General features: G+C 44.1%; 19 protein-coding genes and 1 pseudogene. All 20 read left to right on the top strand.

The window, feature by feature from the left end; all coding sequences use genetic code 11:
• Nucleotides 1-12: 12 nt before the first annotated feature.
• The 20 genes and pseudogenes from HUS26_RS08600 (at nt 13) to HUS26_RS08505 (ending at nt 22,787) form a co-directional block, all read left to right on the top strand.
• Complete coding sequence (locus HUS26_RS08600) at nt 13-1,185, top strand: thiolase family protein (RefSeq protein ID WP_173916765.1); 1,173 nt, start codon at nt 13-15, stop codon at nt 1,183-1,185.
• 71 nt (nt 1,186-1,256) lie between these two features.
• Entirely contained in the window at nt 1,257-1,826 is a 570-nt protein-coding gene (locus HUS26_RS08595) for a TetR/AcrR family transcriptional regulator (protein WP_173916764.1), read from the top strand.
• A gap of 60 nt (nt 1,827-1,886) precedes the next feature.
• A complete protein-coding gene (locus HUS26_RS08590) occupies nt 1,887-2,300 on the top strand; it encodes an acyl-CoA thioesterase (RefSeq protein WP_371809570.1) in 414 nt (137 codons plus the stop codon).
• A 40-nt stretch (nt 2,301-2,340) separates the two neighbouring features.
• Nucleotides 2,341-3,090 carry an SDR family NAD(P)-dependent oxidoreductase gene (locus HUS26_RS08585; RefSeq protein WP_173918790.1) on the top strand — a complete coding sequence of 250 codons (750 nt, stop codon included), beginning with the start codon at nt 2,341-2,343 and terminating at the stop codon, nt 3,088-3,090.
• Between the two features lie 187 nt (nt 3,091-3,277).
• Nucleotides 3,278-4,948, top strand: a complete 1,671-nt coding sequence (locus tag HUS26_RS08580; protein ID WP_173916762.1) for a long-chain fatty acid--CoA ligase — start codon at nt 3,278-3,280, stop codon at nt 4,946-4,948.
• 73 nt (nt 4,949-5,021) lie between these two features.
• A complete protein-coding gene (locus tag HUS26_RS08575; RefSeq protein ID WP_173916761.1) occupies nt 5,022-5,885 on the top strand; it encodes a branched-chain amino acid ABC transporter permease in 864 nt (287 codons plus the stop codon).
• Complete coding sequence (locus tag HUS26_RS08570; RefSeq protein WP_173916760.1) at nt 5,886-6,911, top strand: branched-chain amino acid ABC transporter permease; 1,026 nt, start codon at nt 5,886-5,888, stop codon at nt 6,909-6,911.
• A gap of 4 nt (nt 6,912-6,915) precedes the next feature.
• A complete protein-coding gene (locus HUS26_RS08565; RefSeq protein ID WP_173916759.1) occupies nt 6,916-7,680 on the top strand; it encodes an ABC transporter ATP-binding protein in 765 nt (254 codons plus the stop codon).
• Nucleotides 7,673-8,380, top strand: coding sequence for an ABC transporter ATP-binding protein (locus tag HUS26_RS08560; RefSeq protein WP_173916758.1), 708 nt, complete (start codon nt 7,673-7,675; stop codon nt 8,378-8,380). The genes HUS26_RS08565 and HUS26_RS08560 overlap by 8 nt, the downstream gene beginning before the upstream one ends.
• Nucleotides 8,381-8,422: 42 nt before the next feature.
• Nucleotides 8,423-9,643, top strand: a complete 1,221-nt coding sequence (locus tag HUS26_RS08555; RefSeq protein ID WP_173916757.1) for an ABC transporter substrate-binding protein — start codon at nt 8,423-8,425, stop codon at nt 9,641-9,643.
• Between the two features lie 148 nt (nt 9,644-9,791).
• Nucleotides 9,792-11,003 carry an acyl-CoA dehydrogenase family protein gene (locus HUS26_RS08550; protein WP_371809569.1) on the top strand — a complete coding sequence of 404 codons (1,212 nt, stop codon included), beginning with the start codon at nt 9,792-9,794 and terminating at the stop codon, nt 11,001-11,003.
• A gap of 69 nt (nt 11,004-11,072) precedes the next feature.
• A complete protein-coding gene (locus tag HUS26_RS08545; protein WP_173916756.1) occupies nt 11,073-12,761 on the top strand; it encodes a sigma-54-dependent Fis family transcriptional regulator in 1,689 nt (562 codons plus the stop codon).
• Nucleotides 12,758-13,687 (top strand): ketopantoate reductase family protein, encoded by a 930-nt coding sequence (locus HUS26_RS08540; RefSeq protein WP_173916755.1) that lies wholly within the window; start codon nt 12,758-12,760, stop codon nt 13,685-13,687. The genes HUS26_RS08545 and HUS26_RS08540 overlap by 4 nt, the downstream gene beginning before the upstream one ends.
• A gap of 240 nt (nt 13,688-13,927) precedes the next feature.
• Nucleotides 13,928-15,076, top strand: coding sequence for an acyl-CoA dehydrogenase family protein (locus HUS26_RS08535; protein WP_173916754.1), 1,149 nt, complete (start codon nt 13,928-13,930; stop codon nt 15,074-15,076).
• Between the two features lie 43 nt (nt 15,077-15,119).
• Complete coding sequence (locus HUS26_RS08530) at nt 15,120-17,084, top strand: TRAP transporter permease (RefSeq protein WP_173916753.1); 1,965 nt, start codon at nt 15,120-15,122, stop codon at nt 17,082-17,084.
• Between the two features lie 20 nt (nt 17,085-17,104).
• The gene (locus tag HUS26_RS08525; protein ID WP_173916752.1) at nt 17,105-18,118 is read left to right on the top strand and encodes a TAXI family TRAP transporter solute-binding subunit; all 1,014 of its coding nucleotides are present in this window, start codon (nt 17,105-17,107) and stop codon (nt 18,116-18,118) included.
• A gap of 38 nt (nt 18,119-18,156) precedes the next feature.
• The gene (locus HUS26_RS08520) at nt 18,157-19,773 is read left to right on the top strand and encodes a long-chain fatty acid--CoA ligase (protein WP_173916751.1); all 1,617 of its coding nucleotides are present in this window, start codon (nt 18,157-18,159) and stop codon (nt 19,771-19,773) included.
• A 67-nt stretch (nt 19,774-19,840) separates the two neighbouring features.
• Nucleotides 19,841-20,614 carry an electron transfer flavoprotein subunit beta/FixA family protein gene (locus tag HUS26_RS08515; RefSeq protein WP_173916750.1) on the top strand — a complete coding sequence of 258 codons (774 nt, stop codon included), beginning with the start codon at nt 19,841-19,843 and terminating at the stop codon, nt 20,612-20,614.
• A 17-nt stretch (nt 20,615-20,631) separates the two neighbouring features.
• A complete protein-coding gene (locus HUS26_RS08510) occupies nt 20,632-21,609 on the top strand; it encodes an electron transfer flavoprotein subunit alpha/FixB family protein (protein WP_173916749.1) in 978 nt (325 codons plus the stop codon).
• Between the two features lie 26 nt (nt 21,610-21,635).
• Nucleotides 21,636-22,787 (top strand): annotated as a pseudogene (locus tag HUS26_RS08505) (acyl-CoA dehydrogenase family protein).
• Nucleotides 22,788-22,795 lie beyond the last annotated feature (8 nt).

The raw sequence follows: 22,795 nt of genomic DNA, 5'->3' as shown, positions 1-22,795 counted from the left end.
AGGAGTGAAAGAATGAGAGAGCGAGAAGCAGTGATCGTTTCGGCCGTACGAACAGCAATTGGCAGGCAGGGAGGAGCTTTAGCACAGGTGCCGGCACATGTGTTAGGAGCCGAGGTTATTAAAGAATCAGTGAAGCGGGCAGGTGTAGACCCGAAAGAAATTGAAGATGTAATTATGGGAAATGTGTTAAGCGGAGGTGGAAATATTGCCCGGCTTTCAGCACTGCAGACAGGTCTTTCTATTAATCTTCCAGGTTTGACCGTCGACCGCCAGTGCGGATCAGGACTGAATGCGATTCACCTGGCAGCCCAGGCTATCAAGGCCGGCCAGGGGGATGTGTACGTAGCAGGAGGAACGGAAAGCATGAGCCGAGCGCCTTATTTAATGGACCGGCCGGAGCGTCCATACAGCCCTGTACCGCCGTCGTTTAGAAAATCTCAGCTTTCTCCTTCAGAAATCGGTGATCCACCCATGGGGATTACAGCGGAAAATTTAGTGGAAAAATACGAGATTGCAAGAGAAGCACAGGATGAATTTGCGCAGCGCAGCCAGGAAAGAATGGCTCAGGCGATGAACGAAGGACGGTTCGATGACCAGATTGTGCCGCTTTCCATTCCTGTTCGAAAAGGAGAGCCGTTCGAGTTTAAGACTGATGAACATCCAAGACCGCAGTCTACGATCGAAGGGATGGCAAAGCTTCGTCCGGCTTTTAGAGAAGGAGGAAGTGTAACTGCCGCAAACAGCTCTGGTTTAAATGATGCAGCTTCAGCTCTGACATTAATGTCGAGAGAAAAAGCTGAAAAAACAGGCGTGACTCCTTTAGCGAAGGTCCTTGCCTGTACCGTAGCCGGTGTAGATCCTCATATTATGGGAATCGGCCCTGTGCCGGCGACACATAAAGTGTTACAGCAAACCGGCTTAACCCTTGATGAAATGGATATTATCGAAATCAACGAAGCTTTTGCCGCCCAGGTGCTTGCCTGTGATAAAGAGCTGAATTTGGATATGGAAAAAGTAAATGTAAACGGTGGAGCGATTGCCCACGGTCATCCACTCGGAGCGACAGGTGCCATACTTGCGACAAAAGCGGTCTATGAGCTTAAGCGCCGTGAAGGAAGGTATGCTTTGATCACTGCTTGTATTGGCGGCGGGCAGGGAATAGCGATGATTGTCGAACGTGAGTAAAATCTCCCGCTTTTTGAGAGTTTAGGAATGTTATAATGTTATATCATCCCTAAATGAGAGGACAATGTACTATGAAACAAAAGATAATGGATACGAGTATTCACCTATTTGATAAAAAAGGATTTACAGAGACATCGATCCAGGAAATCGTAGATGAACTCGGTGTTACTAAAGGGACCTTTTACTATTATTTTAAAAACAAACAAGAATTGCTGACTGATATACATCTCAATTTTATTGAATTCTTATTAAAAAATCAGGATGAAATATTGCAGGATGCTTCTAAAGACACCAAGGAAAAGCTGCGGGAGATGATCTATATGGTCTTAACAAGTATTAAAGGCCGGAGAAAGAGTGCCCGTATTTTCTTTAGAGAAATGCGCAACCTCGGCCCGGGATATTTGGACCAAAACGTTCAAAAACGAGACCAGTTCCGCAAAAACCTGCAGACTCTCGTGGAAGAAGGCATCCATAAAGGCGAATTTGAGGAAGGTCTCAACTCTGATATGGTTACTCGAGGTATTCTTGGAATCACGAACTGGAGCTATTATTGGTTCGATCCTGATGGAGAAGTTACTGAAGAGGAACTGGCAAACATCTATCTCGAAATGATTTTAAACGGAATCAATAAGAAAAAATAAGGAAACTGCCTCCATCGCTGGAGGATTCAACTGTTAACATACTAACCGGTTAGAATGGATGTGAAAATATTGATTCATGAAGCAAATGTCAGAGTCAGATATTGTGAAACTGATATGGCCGGCCATGTAAATAATACGAGTTATTTCATCTACTTAGAAGAAGCGCGTGGGAAGTTTTTTGAAGAAAGAATTCCTAAACCATTAAACTCATTTGGTCGGTTCATTCTTGCTTCCACAAAGTGTGATTATGTGAATCAGGCTTATTACGGTCAGTCTTTAAAGATTTCCACCTGGGTATCCCGAATTGGAAATAAGAGCTTCAGTTTTGGCCACAGCATTACGGCCGAGGATACCGGAGATCTGATCGCTGAAGCAGATGCGGTCATCGTCAATTTTAATTATGAGGAGCAGAAGAGTGAACCTATTTCTTTGGAGCTGAGGGAAGTTTTAGAAAGCCACTTAGTTCCTAATTAATTATAGAAAGGCGGGCATAATCTTGAGCAGATTTGACAATATGGTAGCTGTCGTCACTGGTGCCGGCAGCGGGATCGGAAAACAGACAGCCGTTCAGCTAGCTGAAGATGGAGCGAAAGTTGTGTTGGCGGGCCGGACAAAATCGAAAATTGATCAGGCAGCAGACGAGATCAATGAAGGATTAGGCCAGCCGGCAGCTGTCAGTTTTCAGGCAGATGTAACAAAGGAAGAGGATGTGAAAAGCCTCGCCCAATTCATTCAGCAAACTTTTGGCGATCTCCATGTGCTGGTCAACAATGCGGGCACTTCGGGCAAGTCTTCGATTATGGACATGGAAGACTCCGAGTGGGACCGGATCCAAAATACGAATTTGAAAAGTGTTTTTCTCGTATCGAAGACGCTTGGCCGACTGATGATGAATGGAGAAGAAACAACAGATCGAGCCATTGTTAACGTGGCGTCTTTATCAGGCCATAAAGCGGGAGCCAAAATCCCGCATTACAGCTCATCAAAAGCGGCAGTCATTAATTTTTCCCGCTCACTGGCTCTTGAATTCGCTCCTTATGGAATTCGCGTGAATTCTGTTTCACCAGGTTTTGCAGAAACGCCGTTAACTGAAGAAGGTTTGAAAAATAAGCGTTTTGAAGAAGCGATCCAGCGAAACACGGCATTAAGTCGGGTAGGAAAACCAGAAGAAATTGCCCGCGTAATTACCTTCGCCGCCTCCAAGGAAGCTTCATATATGACTGGGTCGGATTTATTGGTAGATGGCGGGTGGCTGATTACTTAGGCAAAAAGTACCGGCATTTATGACAGCGCTTACAGTTCTGGCTTTCTGCGAGACTACTGCTAAATAAACGTACGGTCGAGCCTCCGCACCATTGGGTTCACGAGAAGGCTTGACCGTTCGTCCGCGAAAAAGCGAGCGGAATTAACAGGGAGAGTTATACAAAGCCGCTAGAAAAGGAGAGGTGTCCATGCAAACTAAGCATTACGAGTTTTGGCCGAAGCTTACGAAATCAATCACAGTTCCGGAAACTTCGATTTACGATAATCTTAAAGTTTCCGCAGCGCGATATCCCAATCACCAAGCAATTTATTATTATGGTCATACAATAACATACCGTGAACTTTTAGAAGAAGTCGAATATATGGCGGGCTATCTGCAGCAATACTTAGAAGTTACGAAAGGCGAGAAAATCTTATTATTCATGCAAAACTCGCCTCAATTCATTATTGGCTACTATGCCATTTTACGGGCAGGAGGAGTAGTCGTCCCGATCAATCCCATGCTGAAAACGAACGAGCTTGAGTTCTACATTAAGGACTGTGCGATCCGCAATGCAATTATCGGCCAGGAATTCAAGGATGTCGTAGGACCGCTTGTAGAAACGACTACATTGGAAAATATATTGGCTGCCGCCTATTCGGACTATAAAGGAAAAGACATGGATGAATATTTACCACAAGAAGCAGCGGCTGGGAGAGAAGCGTTTGCGGACCCTCATTTCCATGTGTGGGCGGATGCACTGAAGCTTAGGTCCGAACCTAAAGATTCGATGATTTATGCAGATGACTTAGCGGTTCTGCCTTATACATCTGGTACAACAGGACTGCCAAAAGGGTGTATGCATACAAACCGTACGGTACAGGCAAATATCATCGGTGCCTTTTACTGGGCGCGGGCCACGATGAATTCAAGGTCTCTTGCGACATTGCCTTTCTTTCATGTAACAGGAATGGTTCATAGCATGCACATGCCGATTTACAGCGGAAATACAATGGTGATTATGACGAGATGGAATCGCGAGGCGGCACGCCAGCTGATCCGTAATCAGCAGTGTACCCACTGGGTCACGATCAGTACGATGCTCGTCGATTTTCTGGCCAACCCTGAAGTGAAGGCAGAAGATTTAAGTTCGTTAACCGCGATTTCAGGAGGCGGGGCAGCTTTTCCTAAAGCGTTAGGCGAGAAGCTTTACAAGCTGACAGGGCTTGAATTCGTCGAGGGGTACGGGCTGTCGGAAACGATTGCTCAGACTCACTTTAATCCACCAGATCGGCCGAAGCTTCAGTGTCTTGGAATCCCGTCTTTTGATGTCGATGCGAGAATTATAGATCCTGCCACAAATGAAGAAGTGAAAACAGGGGAACTTGGAGAAATCGTCGTCAATGGGCCGCAGGTTATGGTCGGTTATTATAACCGGGAGGATGAAAACGAGCATTCCTTTATTGATATCGAAGGTAAATCATTTTTTAGGACAGGAGATATTGGCCGGGTGGATGAAGAAGGGTATTTCTTCATCGTTGATCGTGTGAAACGTATGATTAATGCTTCTGGATACAACGTGTGGCCGACAGAGGTAGAAACCGCTCTGTATGATCATCCGGCTGTCCAGCAGGCTTGCGTTGTCGGCGTGCCTGATCCGAGAAAAGGGGAGAACATTAAAGCATTCGTCATCTTAAATGCAGATTATGAAGGACAAATTACCGAAGAGGAAATTAAAGAATGGTCCAAGGAAAAGATGGCGGCTTATAAGTATCCGCGGATAATTGAATTTAAAAAAGAATTCCCTAAGACAAGCAGCGGTAAAATTTTATGGCGGAAACTGCAGGAAGAGGAGCGGGAAAAAGTCGAGGACAGCTGATCAAAGGCAAAAGTTCATACCCCTTGTGTAACAAACGTGTGAGCTTTAAAAAAATGGTTAAAGGGGAAGTTAAATGGATATTTTAATTCAGCAGCTTTTCAACGGGTTAACGGTTGGAAGTGTGTATAGTCTCGTCGCTCTCGGGCTTACGCTTGTATACGGGATTCTGCACATTCCGAACTTCGCCCATGGAGCTCTTTATATGCTAGGCGCTTATGTCACCCTGACCATGATGCTTCTATGGGGCATTCACTATTGGATCGCTATGGCCATTTCGATACTCGTAGTTGGTTTGCTTGGTGTAGCGATGGATAGACTAGTTTTTCATCCGCTTCGCAATGCCCCGCCGATTCATGACAAAATCGCGGCCATCGGAATTTTATTGTTTCTTGAAGCTTTGGCCCAGTTAATCTGGGGAGCGGATTACCGCTCAATGGCGACACCTTATGGACAAGTGATCGAAGTAATGGGAATGACACTGACGATGCAGCGATTATTAATAAACGTTGGAGCCGTGGCCGTCATGATTTTACTTTACTTGTTCTTGAAAAAGACGTACGTCGGTTCAACGATTATTGCAATGGCACAAAACCGGGAAGGTGCGCATTTAGTCGGCATTAATACAAACAAAGTGGCGATGCTGACTTTTCTAATCTCCGGCGGCCTGGCAGCGATTGCGGCTTCATTGTCAGCACCGATCAATCTCGTTTTTCCCGGAATGGGCCATCTCGTTATTTTGAAAGCTTTTGTCATTATCATTATCGGCGGTATGGGAAGCGTGCCGGGTGCAATTTTAGGAGGATATATCCTCGGCTTTACAGAAAGCCTTGGTGCGACGTATATTTCGGCTGACTATAAAGACATCATCGCTTTCTTGCTGCTCGTAGCTATCTTATCCATTAAGCCAAAAGGTCTTTTTACGAGGGAGGGGTTTTAATTGGGAACACTCCTAAAAAAAAGAGGCTGGATCTTCGGCCTAGTACTTCTTGCTGTCATCTTCCCGTTTCTTTCACAAAATGAATATTTTCTACATGTGCTGACGCTCGCTTTTGTCTGGATGATCGCGGTATACGGACTGAACCTATTAGCGGGGTATACGGGTTATCTATCCCTGGCTCATGCAGGTTTTTTCGCAATTGGTGCTTATACTTTAGGTCTATTAACGGTAAAAGCAGGAATGAATTACTGGGCAGCTTTATTTCTCGCTTGTGTGATTACAAGTGCCATCGGCTGTCTTGTAGGATTAGTTGCTTTAAGGACGCGTGAGCATTTCTTTGCGATCTACACATTGTGTGTCGGTTATATCATCTACTTAGTGATTGATAAATGGGACAGTTTAACAGGAGGGGTTCGCGGTTTGATTGGAATTCCGGCGCCTTCTAATATCGGGCCTATTTCATTCGAAACAACTCTTTCCCAATATTATCTCATTTTATTTTTCTTAGTATTTACAGTGTTTATTATGTACCGAATTGTTCACTCTCTGACGGGACGTACATTTATTGCGATTAGAAATAGTGAAGATCTGGCTCAGACTATCGGTATTTCCACAATGAAAAATAAGCTGCTCGTCTTTGTCATTTCTACTTTTTTTGCCGGGCTGGCGGGCGCACTGTACGCATCATTTATCCGGTTCCTCGGTCCGGAAATTGCTTACGTCACGGTCATCTTTGATCTGCTTACGTACTTATTGGTTGGCGGAATCGGTACATTAGCCGGCCCGGTTGTAGGAACATTCCTTATCGTGACGGTTTCCCAGTCGCTTCAATTTTTACAGGATTACCGCATGCTTATCTTTGGACCACTATTAACGCTGCTGATCATATTCTATCCAAGAGGAATTGCCGGGGCCTTAATGGACTGGCGCATGAAGCTGGTGTCTAAGAAAAAGAGCAAACCTGTCCGGGCAAATCAATATTTCGATTCGCAAACCGATGATGAGAAAAAAATCAAGGAGGGATGATGGAGTGTTCATAGAAACGAAAAAGCTTACGAAAAAATTTGGAGGGCTTGTCGCTGTGAACGAGGTGGATTTCTCGATTGAAAAAGGAAAGATCAATGCGATCATCGGACCTAATGGTGCAGGGAAGTCCACTTTTTTCAATCTTGTAAGCGGATCCCATACCCCAAGCTCAGGCCAGGTTTTCTATAAAGGCAAAGACATTACAAAGCTGCCTCCCAATAGAATTGCCAAACTCGGTGTCGCCCGTACCTTTCAGACGACAAACCTTTTTGAACAGTCTACTGTCCTTGATAATGTCATTGTCGGTCACAGGCTGCGAACTCATTCCAACCTGTTCGATGCCGTATTACGAACAAAGCGCTACAAAAAAGAAGAGGAAAAATGCAGGGATAAAGCGCTGGAGGTTCTCGACTTTGTCGGGCTGGCTCATGTACAGGACAAGTTAGCCGCCAACACGACACAGGAAGAAAAGAAGCGCGTGGCGTTTGCGCTGGCCCTTGCTACGGACCCGGAAGTAATCTTCCTGGATGAGCCGACAGCTGGCATCAATCCGGGAGAAACGGCCGGGCTGGCAGACTTAATGAAGAAAATGGTCAATCAGGGAATTACCGTCTGCTTGATTGAACACAAAATGAAGATGATTATGGAGCTGGCCGATAAGATTATGGTATTGAACTACGGCGAAAAGATCGCAGAAGGTACGTCTGAAGAAGTTATGAATAATCAGGCGGTCATTGAAGCCTATTTAGGAGGGAACGCCAGTGCTTAAACTCTCAGGTGTATCAGTCCAGTACGGGAGTTTTACAGCTGTAGAAGGGTTAGACATTAATGTTGAAGAAGGCGAACTTGTCGTCCTGTTAGGATCAAACGGAGCAGGTAAGAGTACAACGTTTAACGCGATCAGCGGGCTGCAAAAACCGAGCGGGGGGAATATTTTATTTGAAGGCAAGCCGATAAACAGCCTTGCTCCTGATAAGATCGTAAAATCTGGAATTGTGCAGTGTGCCGAGGACCGCAAACTGTTTCCACAAATGTCGGTTCATCAAAACCTGATTATGGGGGCTTACATACATCGAAGAAAGCGTAAGCAGGTAAAACAGTCTGTGGACAGCGTGTATGACCTATTCCCGATTTTACATGAAAAAAGGGAAAATGCGGCCGGTTCCTTAAGCGGCGGCCAGCAGCAAATGCTTGCAATTGGCCGGGCTTTAATGTCCAAGCCGAAGCTGATGCTGTTAGATGAGCCATCGATCGGGCTGGCACCTTTAATTGTTGAGCAGATGTTTGAAGTCATCCAAAAGATTAATAGGGATGGAACTACGGTACTGCTGGCTGAGCAAAACGCTTTTGCGGCTTTGAAGATTGCGGACAGAGGTTATGTATTTGAAAGCGGCTCGATCGTAGTTCAAGGCTCATCGGATGAATTGCTGGCCAATAACACCGTTCGAAAGGCGTACATCGGTGCCTGATCGCAAGGGTTGAAAGAACACCAATTATTGAGGAGGATATCAATGAAAATTATTAAGTTATCTGCTTTTTTGGTGATGGCGGCATTTTTACTTGTTTTAACAGGGTGTATCGAAAATCCTGATAATGAGGCGGCAAGCGAAGGGGAGAGTGAGGAAACAAAAGCGCCTGAAGTGGAAGAAGGCGAAGAAGTTGTAAACATTGGCTACAGCGGACCCTTAAGCGGTGCGGCTGCTTACTACGGGGAGCGGACGATGAATGGCGTTGAAATGGCTATTGAAGAAATCAACAAAAATGGCGGCTTTGAAGTCGATGGCCAGACATACAAGTTTCAATTAGTGGCGTTAGATGATAAATATCTTCCAAATGAAACAGCAGCCAACGCTAAGCGCTTGCTTCAGGAAAACGATACACCGATTATTTTCACTCCTCACAGCGGCGGTATTCAAGCCATGCAGGTGTTCAATGAACAGGAAAACTTTATAATTGGCGGTTATTCAAGTGAGCCAGCAGTGACAGAGGCTGGTAATGAATTAACTGTAAGAATTCCTCCGAGCTATGCAGGATACTTAGAACCATTTACGAAGTATACGATGGAAAACCACGGCACCAAATTAGCGGCGCTGCCGACAGCCTCTCAATACGGGAAAGACTGGACAGAAGCTCTCGTACCTTACTGGGAAGAACAAGGCGGAGAAGTGGTCCACAATTCTTCGATTGACTTCTCGAAAGATACCGACTTTTTCACATTCGTAACGAACGCGTTGAAAGAAGATCCGGATGTAATGTTCATCGGCGGTCCATCTGAACCGACAGCTAAACTGGCTAAACAGGCGAGAGAGCTTGGTTTTGAAGGAGGATTTATCGTCATGGACCAGGCCAAGCTTGATGAAATGCAAAAAATAACCGGAACCTATGAAACGTTCGAAGGTTCTGTAGGGGTAACGCCTTTGATTCATTCGGATTACCCTGGAACTGATGAATTTATTGAAAAATACAGAGAAGAACACGGCGAGGATCCCGGCTCTGAATCCGGATATAACTACTTAGCCATGTATGCCTTTATGGAGGCGATGAAGGCAGCTGGAACAGTGGATGATCCTAAAGCAATTCGTGACCATATGCAGGAAGGTTTAGATGCCGTTCCTGAAGATAAGCAAGTATATACCATTCAGGAGGTTGACGAGAACGGCGGTTTTAGTACAGAACTGCGTGTGGCTGCCGTCGAAAACGAAGAAGTAGTCACCATGGATGCTGACGAATAACTGGCTCATTATATAAAGGCTGAAGGGAAGGGAATTTGCCAGACTCCTATGATGGATGGGGTTGACCCATAAGCGAGGGAAAAGTGAGTAAGTTTCCTTCCCATTCATAACGAATAACAAGTTAATAATCCAAAGAGGAGGATAATGAATGATGAATTTTACACTAAGTGAAGAACAGGACATGGTTAGAAAAGTCGTGCGGAAGTTTGTTGATAACGAGATCAACCCTTACATACAAGAGTGGGATGAGCAGGGGCACTTTGAAGCTTCGATTATGAAACGGATGTCCGAACTCGATTTAATGGGAGTATGTATTCCAGAACAATATGGCGGAAGCGGAATGGATTATAACACTTTAGCCATTGTCTGCGAGGAGCTTGAGCGTGGAGATACGGCCTTTCGTACAGCAGTTTCTGTTCATACAGGGTTAAACAGTATGACTCTCCTGCAATGGGGCAATGAATTTCAGAAACAGAAATACTTAATCCCACAGGCGAAGGGTGAAAAAGTCGGGGCTTTTGGTTTAACGGAACCAAACGCAGGCTCTGATGTGGCATCTCTTTTGACGACAGCGGAAAAAGACGGGGACTCCTACATTTTAAATGGTCAGAAAACGTGGATTTCCCTTTGCGACCATGCCGATCATTTTCTCGTATTTGCTTACACAGATAAATCGAAAAAGCATAAAGGGATCTCAGCTTTTATCGTTGAGCGCACGATGCCGGGATTCGCTTCAAAAGCTATTAAAGGTAAGCTTGGAATCAGAGCCGGCAACACGGGAGAGCTGTTTTTTGACAATGTAAAAGTGCCGAAAGAAAATCTGCTCGGGAAAGAAGGAGAAGGCTTTAAAATCGCCATGTCGGCCCTTGATAATGGACGCTTTACAGTAGCTGCCGGCGCATGCGGTCAAATTCTCGCTTGTCTTGAGGAAAGCGTGAAATACTGCCATGAAAGAAAGACGTTTGGCAAAGAAATCGGCAGGCACCAGCTGGTTCAGCAAATGTTAGCGAAAATGGAAGCAGGTTATCAAATGTCACGGCTGCTCGTTTTTCGGGCCGGTGAGTTAAAGAACCAAGGAAAAAGAAATACAAGAGAGACTTCTCTCGCCAAATGGCAGGCTTGTGATTTTGCTAACGAAGCTGCTAATGATGCCGTGCAAATTCACGGAGCTTACGGCTACTCAAGCGAATATCCTGTCGAGCGCTTTTTAAGAAACTCGAAAGCTCCTGTAATTTATGAAGGGACTAGAGAGATTCATACCGTTATGCAGGCTGAATATGTGCTCGGCTACCGTTCGGATAATCCGCTGTCAAGCATGCTTCCTGCCTGGCCTTACGAGGAAGTAAAAGAAGAAGTATAGAAAGAATTACGGGATGAGCGCACAAGAGCTCATCCCGTTTATATACATAACAAATAAGGCGGTGAAAAGATGGTGATAACCGATGCAGTTGATCAAATCCCCGTTCCAGCCCTCCTTTTAAATAAGCAGGGAATCGTTCTCTCTTTTAATGAATTAATGATTAAAACGGTAAAAGATATAAAAACAGGCGTGGCCATTCAAGAAATTGTTCCTCAATGGGACAGCCAATCCCAAGTGAAAATGACAGAGTCCGGGGATAACCGATGGCTGTTTTTGTCCTGTCCTTCACAAGAAGAGGATGCGTTTTTATTTTTAGGGATTGAGTCTGCTGAGCTTTCTGAATTAATGGATGAAAACATCGAACTGAAAAAGCGGACTTGGGAGTTAGATGCGATTATTGAGAATTCGTATGACGGGATTTATATCACAGATCATAAAGGGGTCACCTGGAAGACAAACTCAGCGATTGAGCGGATTACGGGCATTCCAAAAGAGTATTACATTGGCAAAAATGTGGACTCTCTTATGAAACGCGGGATTTTGGAAAACTCAGTTACACATAGAGTCGTAAAACAGAAACGAACCGTCTCCCTTGTACAAAATAATTACCAGGGGAAAGAGACTTTAATCACCGGTGTTCCTGTATTTAATGAACAAGGGGAAGTTGAAAAAGTCGTTACGAACATCCGGGACCTCTCTGACTTAAATGAATTACAGGCTAAGCTCAGTAAGATGAATCTATTAAATGACAGGTACAAAAGAGAACTCGAGCTGTTAAAAAATAAAACGAGCCAGCTGGATGGAATCGTCATTAATAGCGAATCAATACAAATGATTTATGATACGGCAGAGAGAATTTCCAATGTAAACGCGACTGTGCTGATATTAGGAGAGACTGGTGTTGGGAAAGACGTGCTGGCCAAGTATATTTACAACGAAAGTGCACGCTCGAAAGAAGGGGAATTTATTAAAGTCAACTGCGGGGCGATTCCTAAAGACCTGCTGGAATCGGAATTGTTCGGTTATGAGAAAGGAGCTTTTACCGGAGCAAATACCCGTGGGAAACCCGGCCTATTTGAGATGGCAGACAAAGGCATACTCTTCTTAGACGAAATCGGCGAATTGCCATTAATGCTTCAGGTGAAGCTGCTTCGAGTCCTTCAGGAAAATGAAATTCAGCGGATCGGCGGCACCCAGCCGAAAAAAGTGGATGTCCGTATCATTGCGGCTACAAATCGAAACTTAAAGGAAATGGTGGAATCTGGAGAGTTTCGAGAAGATCTGTACTATCGATTGAACGTGCTGCCGATCTCCATCCCGTCATTAAAACATCGCCGTGATGATATTTTACCTTTAATGGAGATGTATCTTACCAAAGCCAATGAAAAGTATCAGATGAATAAAAAAATAGATACAGAGCTGAAGGATTTCTTTTTCTCCCATGATTGGCCTGGGAATATCCGTGAGCTTTCGAATCTGATGGAAAGGTTAGTCGTTACGACTCCAAAAGAAATCATCAAATTAAAAGATTTACCTGATGAATATCAAGGCGGCGGGGAATTTAAGGCTGCACCGGCCAGCATTGTTTCTTTAAAAGAAGCGGCAGAAACAGCGGAAGCCAGGGTGCTGAAGTTAGCTGCAGAAAAATACTCAAACACTTATGATATCGCAACAGCTTTAGAGACAAGCCAGCCGACAGTCGTAAGAAAGATGAAAAAATATAATTTGAGAATTACAAAAGGAGGAGAAAGTGAATGAAAATAACTGTCGCTGGTGCGGGAGCGGTCGGATGTTTTTTTGGGGGTACTTTAGCTCAAGCAGGTCATGAGGTCACCTTCTTATCCAGGGGCAGCCATTTGGCTAAAATGAAGCAGGATGGTTTGTACATTAAGGGAGATAAGCAGCAGTTTTTTGTAGAAAGATCTTTTACAGACGAAATCCAGGACTTAGGTTCATGTGAGCTTGTCCTCTTTTGCGTTAAATCGAATGATACACGCAATATGGCTGAAAAGCTAAAACCTTTCCTGTCTGATCAGGCATTCATTCTTACGATCCAAAATGGTGTGGAGAATGAAGAAATTTTGAAAGAAATCTTTTCACCTGAACGCGTCTTATCAGCGGTTACTTACGTACAGGCAGCCGTCGAATCACCAGGCATTATCCGCCAGCAGGGGAGGGTGAAACTTGTCATCGGGGAATTAGAATCGATCGGCCGGAGCTTCGAGGCCGTAAAGCTGTTTCAACAAGCAGGGATAGATTCGGAGCACTCGGAAAATATATTATTTCGAAAGTGGAGTAAATTGTTATGGAATGCGACGTTTAATCCGTTATCCGCTGTGTCTATGGCTCGTGTCGGGCAGATACTAAACGATGAACAGCTTAGAAAGACTGCTCGTGGAATTTGCGCGGAATCCGTAGAAGTAGCGATCAGACTCGGCTTTCCATTTGAAAAACATTCAACGATTGATAAAGTATTTGCACGGGCAGAGTATGCAAGAGATCATCAAACGTCAATGCTGCAAGACCGGCTGTGTGGGAAATCGATGGAGGTTGAAGCGATGTGTGGCTATCTCGTCAGGCAGGGAGAAAATCACGGGATATCTACTCCTGCTTTGCAATCGATATACAGCCTCTTAAATTTTATCAATCAAAAAAACGAAACAAGTGAATTGATTCAAATTTGAATCGTTCATTCACTTATGAATCGAAAATAAAGGAAGAAGCGCTTTGAGTGATTCATTTTTGAATCCTGAAGTTTGACAAGATTTTTAAAAAGAACGCTGGGAAAATTAATAAAAATTTAAAAACGTTATGAGGGCTGCCTATGCAGGCCTTTTTTTACTGTCTTTTATTATTTTTAGCTCAGCTTGGCATGGAAATTGCATGTATATAAGTGAGAACTAAAAATGGGAAGGATGATTTGAATGACTGCGACTTTAACTGATGAAATTCAAGCAATGAAAGTAATGATCAAAAACTTTGCAGATAAGGAAGTTGAGCCTTACGCCCAGCAAATTGAAGATGAGGATGCTCTTCCACCGCATCTCGTTGAAAAAGCAAAAGAGCTGGGTTTGTTTGGTATAAGCATTCCAGAAGAATACGGCGGGATCGGGCTCAATGCAGTTGGAAAGACAATCGTGCTTGAGCAGTTAGGACGGACACACAATGGGTTCGTTTCACTTATAAGTGCTCACACAGGAATCGGCAGCACAGGGTTAGTAAAGCTGGCCTCTGAGCCGCTAAAACAAAAGTATCTTCCATCAATGGCCACCGGTGAAAAGATTGCCGCTTTTGCTTTATCGGAACCAGGGGCAGGCTCTGACGCTACCAATCTATCAACAGTGGCTGAGAAAAAAGGCGGCTGCTGGGTGCTGAATGGTACAAAGCATTTTATTACAAATGCTCCTGTAGCGGACGTGTTTACCGTTTTTGCTTTAACAGACAGAGAGAAAGGAGCCAAAGGGGGAATTACAGCCTTTTTAATAGAAAAGGATTTTCCAGGTCTCATCGTTGGTAAAAAAGATAAAAAAATGGGGCTCCGGGGCTCTTACACAGCACAGGTTATTTTTGAAAACTGTATGGTTCCAGAAGAAAACGTCATCGGAGAAGTCGGTATGGGCTACATTAATGCACTAAGGATCCTTGGAGAAGGAAGGATTGGACTTGCCGCAAGGGCGGTTGGTTCCTGTGACAAGCTGATTGAGCTGTCAGCCAGCTATGCGAAGGAACGGATTCAGTTTGGCAAGCCGATCGCAGATAATCAGGCCATTCAGTGGATGCTAGCCGATATGGCGACAGAAACAGAAGCGGCTCGTACACTTACTATGATGGCGGCTGAGAAGGTTGATGCAGGTAAAAAAGTGATTAAAGAAGCGTCGATGGCGAAGCTGTTCGCTTCTGAAGTTTTCAACAAAGTAGCGGACAAAGCAGTACAAATTCATGGAGGCATCGGTTATATTGCTGAATACCCAGTAGAGAGGTTCTACAGAGATGCGAGAATTACGAAAATCTATGAAGGTACAAATGAAATTCAACGATTGCTTGTAGCGAGAAAGGTTCTTGAGGAAAATTAATCCCGTTTTATGAAAGCGCTTTAAAAGTGAGGGGTGAATCAAGATGGCTGATGAGAGGATAAATACTAAAAAATTAGATACAACCGTTAAAGAAAAGCCAGCTTTGATCGAAGAGTTGTGGCAAAGCAGGAAAGAAAAGTGGAACGGTCCAAGAATCTTCATTCTCATTGTTAGTTTACTAGCGATTGGCTTATCGATTTTCCACGTGTACACTGCAGGATTCGGTACATTACCTTCGTGGGAGCAGAGAAGTATCCATGTCCTCTGGGCGTTGTTATTAATCTTTCTTTTATTTCCTTTTAAAAAAGGTAAGAAGTTCGGCCTGATAGACATGTTAATCGTAATCCTGACTCTGGTCACTGCTTTTTATATGATCTCAGGGGCCGAAGCCATTCAAGGTCGACAAGGAGATATCAGCAACAATGATGTGGTTTTTGGAACTGTTTTTATCGCATTAGTTCTTGAGGCAACAAGACGAACGAATGGTATTCTTATGGCTGCCATTGGTGTCGTATTCCTAGCTTACATATTTCTAGGAAGGTACTTTCCCGGCGCCCTGGCGCACCCTGGTGCCAGGTATGAAAAAATGGTCGATCATATGTTCAATGGGACTCTAGGAATATTTAGTGAACCGATTTATGTAAGTTCAACGGTTCTTATACTGTTTGTAATCTTTGGGTCGTTCTTAATGAAATCAGGAGGGGGACAATTTTTTACGGACTTTGCCTTTGGATTGTTTGGTAATAAAACGGGAGGACCCGCCTTATCAGCCGTTGGTTCGAGTGCGCTGGTAGCGACGATTACTGGAAACGGAGCGGCCAATGCAGCAATCACTGGGTCTTTTACGATTCCACTAATGAAGAAACTTGGTTACAGCAAAAGGTTTTCCGCCGCAGTGGAAGCAGTAGCGTCTCAAGGCGGACAAATTATGCCGCCGATTATGGGAGCTTCAGTATTTATTATGGCTGAGGTTATCGGTCTTCCTTATATACAAATCGCCCTCTTTGCGCTGATCCCGGCGGTTATATACTTTTTCATTGCCGGTATGGTCGTTTACTTCCATGCCAAGCGATTAAAAATGGCGGGAATTCCAAAGTCACAGCTGCCTGATCTTAAGCTTGTTTTACTGAAACAAAGCTATTTATTCCTGCCGATTTTATTAATCATTGGTTTGATGATCTATGGATACAGCCCGATGAAGTCAGGATTCTATGCGCTAATAGCGACTGTGTTGCTGAGCTGGATACGAAAAGCAACAAGAATGAACTTGCTGGATATTTTAGCTGCACTTGAAAATGGGGCAAGGAATGCATTAATCGTAATCGCTGCTTGTGCGACAGCTGGTATCATTGTAGGCGCTGTCTCCTTAACTGGGCTCGGCATAACGTTTTCCAGGTTCGTGATTGAGGTAGCGGGCGGGTCAATGCTGCTGCTGTTAATCTTAGTTGCGGCAGCCTCCATCATTATGGGGATGGGGATGCCTACCGTTTCTGCTTACGTTATCCTCTCAGTTCTTGGAGCTCCAGCATTAGTAGACCTTGGAGTAAATTTAGTAGCTGCCCATATGTTTGTATTTTATTTTGGGGTCCTGTCAGGCTTAACTCCACCTGTGGCAATAACAGCCTATACAACCGCAGGTATTGCAGGATCTAATCCAACAAAAACAGCTTTATATGCCATAAAAATCGGCTTAGGCGGGTTCTTTATTCCCTTTATATTTGTGTATAATCCCGAACTGCTTCTTCAAGGAGGAGATACGACACGAATTACTATCGCAGTTATTAGTGCGTTAATCAGCTGTGTGTTTTTTGCTGGAGCTTTAGAAAATTACTTTTCCGGACCATTGGGAGTATGGAAAAGATTACTTCTGTTCTCGAGTGCGGTATTACTTGTCATTCCCGGCCTTTTAGGAGATTTAAGTGGATTAGCCATTGGAGCAGCAATATTTGTTATACAAAAGAAAAAAACTAAGTTTGTATCTGAAAACACTAAGCAAATGAGCGGGTAACTAAGAAAGGTGGAAATTTTATGAAAAAAATAAGCGTGCTTTTAGCGATTTTGATATCTTTTGTGGGCATATTGACAGCGTGTGGGAATAATGAGGCCGCTTCTAATGAATCTGGTGACAAGCCATCAGCACCGGATAAGTTTTTGGAAATAGGCAGTGGACCTATGGGATCCGGCTGGTATCCGATTACGACGGTAATGCTCGATGTGTATATGGATGGGTTCGCAGGATTGAATGTTTCACAGGTAGAAGGAGGATCAACGGCTAATTTGAAATCCCTTGAAATTGGTGACATTCAATTAGGTTTAAACTACACATCTGACTTCGCTGCTGCTCTAGAGGGAGGAGACGGCTTTGATGAGACCTTAAAAGAGATTTCATCTGTAGCCTCCCTGTACCCCGTCTATCAAACCATTGCCACCACAGCTGATCGTGATGATATAAACACAATTGAAGATATTGTAGATAAACACATTTTTCTAGGACCTAAAGGCGGCGGAGGTCCGGTAGCTTTTTGGAATATGATGAAAGAGTATGGTATTGATGAAACAACGATCGAAGAAGCAGGAGGCAAAGTGTCTTATGGAAACTACTCAGACGGCGCATCCATGTTAAAAGACAATAATGTAGACATTTTTGTTGGAGGGGGAGCGCCATTTATCCCGGCTTTACAAGAGATTGAGATTACTAAGCCAGTTAAGGTAATACCAATTGATGATGATAAATTAAACAGTATTCAAGATAAAGGTTTGGGTATTGCTTCAGGTGAAATCCCTGCTGAAACCTATAAAAATCAAAGTGAAGCCATTCCTACTTATACAATGGTGACTATGCTTAGTGCGAGAAGTGACATGGAAGAAGAGTACGTATATAACATTACAAAAATGTTCTGGGAGAATCTTTCCGCATTTGAAGACCAAATCCCTGAAAGAGCAAAGCATTTCACCATAGATACAGCTTTAGACGGCATTGATGCAGAGACGCTGCATCCGGGAGCTAAAAAATACTATGAAGAAGCAGGGGCTCTCGAATAGAGAAGGTTTATTAGAGAAGTTGAACGGGAGGGTTTACAGTGAGCCATTTAAAAGAACGCAGGTGGTATCAATCCTACACACCGGAAATGAAACAAGCCATTCAGTATCCAGAGCTGCCTCTATATACTCTTCTTCAAAATGCAGCCGAGAAATACGGCAATCGAACAGCTGTTATTTTACAGAAGGAAAAAATATCTTACCAGGAATTAAAAGAAAAGGTTGATCGGCTGGCGGGTGCCTGGAATGCTCTTGGATTAACTAAAGGGGAGCGTATTGGTTTGATGATTTCCAATCATCCCGACTATATCATCTCTTATTATGCGGCTCAGAGGCTGGGGTTAATTGTTGTCCAGATCAACCCTCGCTATACTTCGCGTGAGCTGCTGCAAATTGTTCGGGATTCCGAAATGAATCATCTGGTAACAGAAACTGGTCAGGTTTCAACCGTTGAACAAGTACAAGAGATTTATGCGTTACACCATGTATTTGTTTCAGGACGGGGACGCGAAAAATCCTGTTCGCTGGAATTCCTTATTCATAGTTCTTCACCGATTACAAAAGAAGTCAAAATATCGCCCAAAGAAGATGTGGCCGTCATTCAATATACCGGCGGAACGACTGGAAAGATGAAGGGTGCTATGCTGACTCATTTTAACCTGATGTCGAACGTCATCCAGAGTTACGCTATGTATGGAGAGCGAATGGTTAAAGGTGAGGAGACTGTGCTTACAGCTACCCCTTTATATCACGTTTACGCGATGACGAGCGCAATGAATCTGGGAATGTATATCGGAGCCACGAACCTATTAATCCAACAATTTGATGTTGAAGATGTCCTGCAAAAAATTAAACAACATCAGCCGAGCTTTTTCCCAGGGGTTCCGCGCATGTACAACGCATTTGTCAATCACCCGAATGTTGAATCTTATGGCCTTAACTGTTTGAAGTTTTGTTCAAGCGGTTCTGCACCGCTCCCGATAGAAGTCATTAAAAGATTCGAAGGTTTAACCGGTGCGGTCATTGGTGAAGGGTTTGGTTTGACCGAAGCCTCGCCTTCCACCCATCGAAATCCGACCAGCGGCATAAGAAAAGTAGGAAGCATAGGAATTCCGCTTCCCGGAACGGACAGCAAGGTGATCGACGAAGATGGCATCGAACTGCCCCCAAACAGTGTAGGAGAATTAATTATTAAGGGACCGCAAATTATGAAAGGGTACTGGCGGAATGAAGATGAAACCCATCATGCTATAAAAGATGGCTGGCTGAACACAGGCGATTTAGCGATGACAGATCAAGACGGTTATTTTTATATCGTAGGGAGAAAAAAAGAAATGATTATCAACGGCGGCTTTAATATTTATCCGCAGGAAATTGAAAGCGTTTTATACGAATATCCCGATATTAAAGAATCGGCAGTCGTTGGCATTCCCGATTCAGAGCTCGGAGAAATCGTAAAAGCTTATGTAGTGCCAAAAGATAATCACACGATCGACCTTGAGGAATTAAAAGGCCATTGCTACCGTAATCTCACTCGTTACAAAGTACCGAAACAGTTTGAAATTACGGATGAACTGCCTAGAAATACGGTAGGAAAATTATTGAAAAGAAAACTCGTTGAAGCAGAGCTTGAGGGGAAAAACCATGCTCAAGAGTAAATAAAGGCGGACTAGTAAGAAAAACGGGGAAAGGGTTATACCTATACAGCTGAATAGGAGGGGTATGATGGAGTTATTTGTATTAATGAAGCGCACCTTTGATACGGAAGAAAAAGTCATGATTATTGATGGTAGGATCAACAAGGAAAATGCAGAATACATTATCAATCCTTATGATGATTACGCTATAGAAGAAGCGGTCCAGTTAAGAGATCAGCATGGAGGCGAAGTTACCATCATCACGGTAGGCGGAGACGAAGCAGATAAAGAGCTTCGGACAGCACTAGCGATGGGAGCCGACAAAGCGGTCTGGATCAATACGGAAGAAGATCTTGAAGATGGCGATGCTTTTACGACAGCACAAATACTGGCTCACTATTTTAAAAGTGTAGACGCCGACATGATTCTTGCCGGGAATGTAGCGATAGACGAAGGGTCTGGCCAGGTTGGACCTCGATTGGCCGAGCTGGTAGGAATTCCGGCTTTTCCGACGATCACTCGTCTGGATATAGAAGGCAGAAAAGCAACGATCGAACGCGATATTGAAGGAGATGTCGAAGTTATAGAAGCATCTCTTCCTTTTCTTGTAACTACCCAGCAAGGTTTAAATGAACCGCGCTACCCCTCTCTGCCTGGTATTATGAAGGCGAAAAAGAAGCCTCTGGAAGAGCTTGAGTTAGATGATCTTGAGATTGAAGAAGAGGACGTGTACCCAAAAACAAAAACTTTAGATGTGTATTTACCCCCAGAAAAACAGGCAGGCAGGGTTCTTGAAGGTGAAACCAATGATCAAGTAAGAGAACTGATCTCCTTACTTCATCAAGAAGCCAAAGTAATTTAACGAAGGAGTGACCTTAATTGGATAAAAACCTATTAGTTGTAGCAGAAATGAGCGGGGGAAGTTTACGGCATGTGTCCTATGAAGCCATAGCCGCAGCAAAAGAAGCCGCAGGAAACGGTGAGGTCGCCGCTGTTTTGATAGGGGAAAACGTTAAGCATTTAGCTGAATACCTCCTTCATTATGGAGCCGATCGGGTCCTGACGGCAGAACATGAAAATCTGGCCAATTACTCATCGGATGGTTACGCCCAAGCTCTTTTTAAAATTGTTGAAGATGAGCAGCCTGATGGGATCATAATGGCCCACACAGCTATTGGGAAAGATCTGGCTCCCAGAATCGCAAGCAGACTGGAGGCCGGACTGGTTTCAGATGTTACCTCTATAGATATGCAAGGAGAAAAGGTCATTTTTACGAGACCGATTTATTCGGGGAAGGCTTTCGAGAAAAAAGAGATTACGGAAGGATTGCTGCTAGCCACCATCCGACCAAATAATATTAAGCCATTGGATAAAGACGAAAACCGCACAGGGCAAGTCAGCTCGGTAAATATTGAAGTTGAAACGTTAAGAACGACTCTTAAAGAGGTCATCCGCAACACGAGCGGCGGCATCGATTTATCTGAAGCCAAGGTCATCGTGGCAGGGGGGCGTGGTGTGAAAAGCGAAGAAGGATTCGTACCCCTTCAGCAACTCGCTGACGTGTTAGGTGGAACCGTCGGAGCTTCAAGAGGAGCCTGTGATGCGGGATATTGCGACTATGCACTGCAAATCGGACAAACCGGTAAAGTGGTAACCCCTGACCTTTACATAGCTTGCGGAATTTCCGGAGCGATTCAGCATCTGGCCGGGATGTCCAATTCTAAAGTGATTGTAGCGATTAATAAGGATCCGGAAGCTAACATCTTTAAAGTAGCGGATTACGGAATCGTAGGTGACCTGTTTGATGTGGTGCCAGCTCTAACAGAAGAACTGAAACAATTAAAGGTCGGTGTCTAACTACTGACGAAGGAGGAGAGATGACTGTGGATTTTCAATTAGATGAAGATATTCAATTATTAAAGGAAAGTGTCCGAGACTTTGTTCAAACGGAAGTAGAAGCAGCGGCAATGGACATTGAAAAAGAAAACAAAATCCCGGACCGCATTATTCAAATGTCTAAAGAGATGGGGTTGTTCGGTTTAAGCATTCCTGAAGAATATGGAGGTCTTGGGATTGGCATGGTGGGTAAGTGTGCTCTTTATGAGGAGATCGGGGCTACCCATAATGGGTATACGACCCTGATTGGTGCGCATACAGGAATTGGGACAGTAGGCATTGTAGAGCTTGGGAATGAAGAACAAAAGCAAAAATACCTGCCTGCCTTAGCATCCGGCGATTCAATCGGTGCTTTTGCCCTCACGGAACCTAGCGCAGGTTCAAACGCCACGAACTAAAAGACGACCGCCGTAAAGCAGGGAAACAAATATATTTTAAATGGTACGAAGCATTATATTACAAACGCTACAGAAGCCGATGTTTTTACCGTTATGGCTGTAACTGATGCTAGTAAAGGAGCGAAGGGCATCACATCTTTTATTGTGGAAAAAGATTTTCCCGGATTCCACGTGGGCGCAGTAGAACCAAAAATGGGACTGCACGGCTCTCATTCAGCTGAAATTATTTTAGAAGATTGTGAGGTTCCCCTAGAGAATGTTCTTGGAGAAGAGGGCCAGGGCTATGTGAATGCTTTAAAAATATTAGCTAACGGACGTGCCGGATTAGCGGCCCGTAATCTGGGTTCATGCCAAAAGCTGCTGGACTTATCGATGGAATATACACAGGAACGGGAGCAGTTTGGGGTTCCAATTATAGATCATCAGGCCGTCGCTCATATGGTGGCGGAAATGGCTGTTGAAACCGAAGCGTTAAGGTCCTTTACTTATCGCGTCGCCTGGATGGTGGACCAGGGGAAAAAAGTGATCAAAGAAGCAGCGATGCTCAAACTCTACGGATCTGAAGTCTATAATCGTGTGGCAGATAAAGCGGTTCAAGTACATGGAGGGATCGGCTACATATCTGATTATCCAATTGAAAGATTTTTCCGAGATGCTAGAATTACGAGGATTTATGAAGGTACATCAGAGATTCAAAAGAATATCATTTCCGGACAATTGAAAAAAGAATATAGTGTGTAACATAAGGA

Origin of the sequence: Halobacillus sp. Marseille-Q1614, assembly GCF_902809865.1 — a bacterium.
Lineage (GTDB): Bacteria > Bacillota > Bacilli > Bacillales > Halobacillaceae > Halobacillus_A.
Note: the sequence above shows the minus strand (reverse complement) of the source record. Positions and strands in the feature narration are given on the sequence as shown.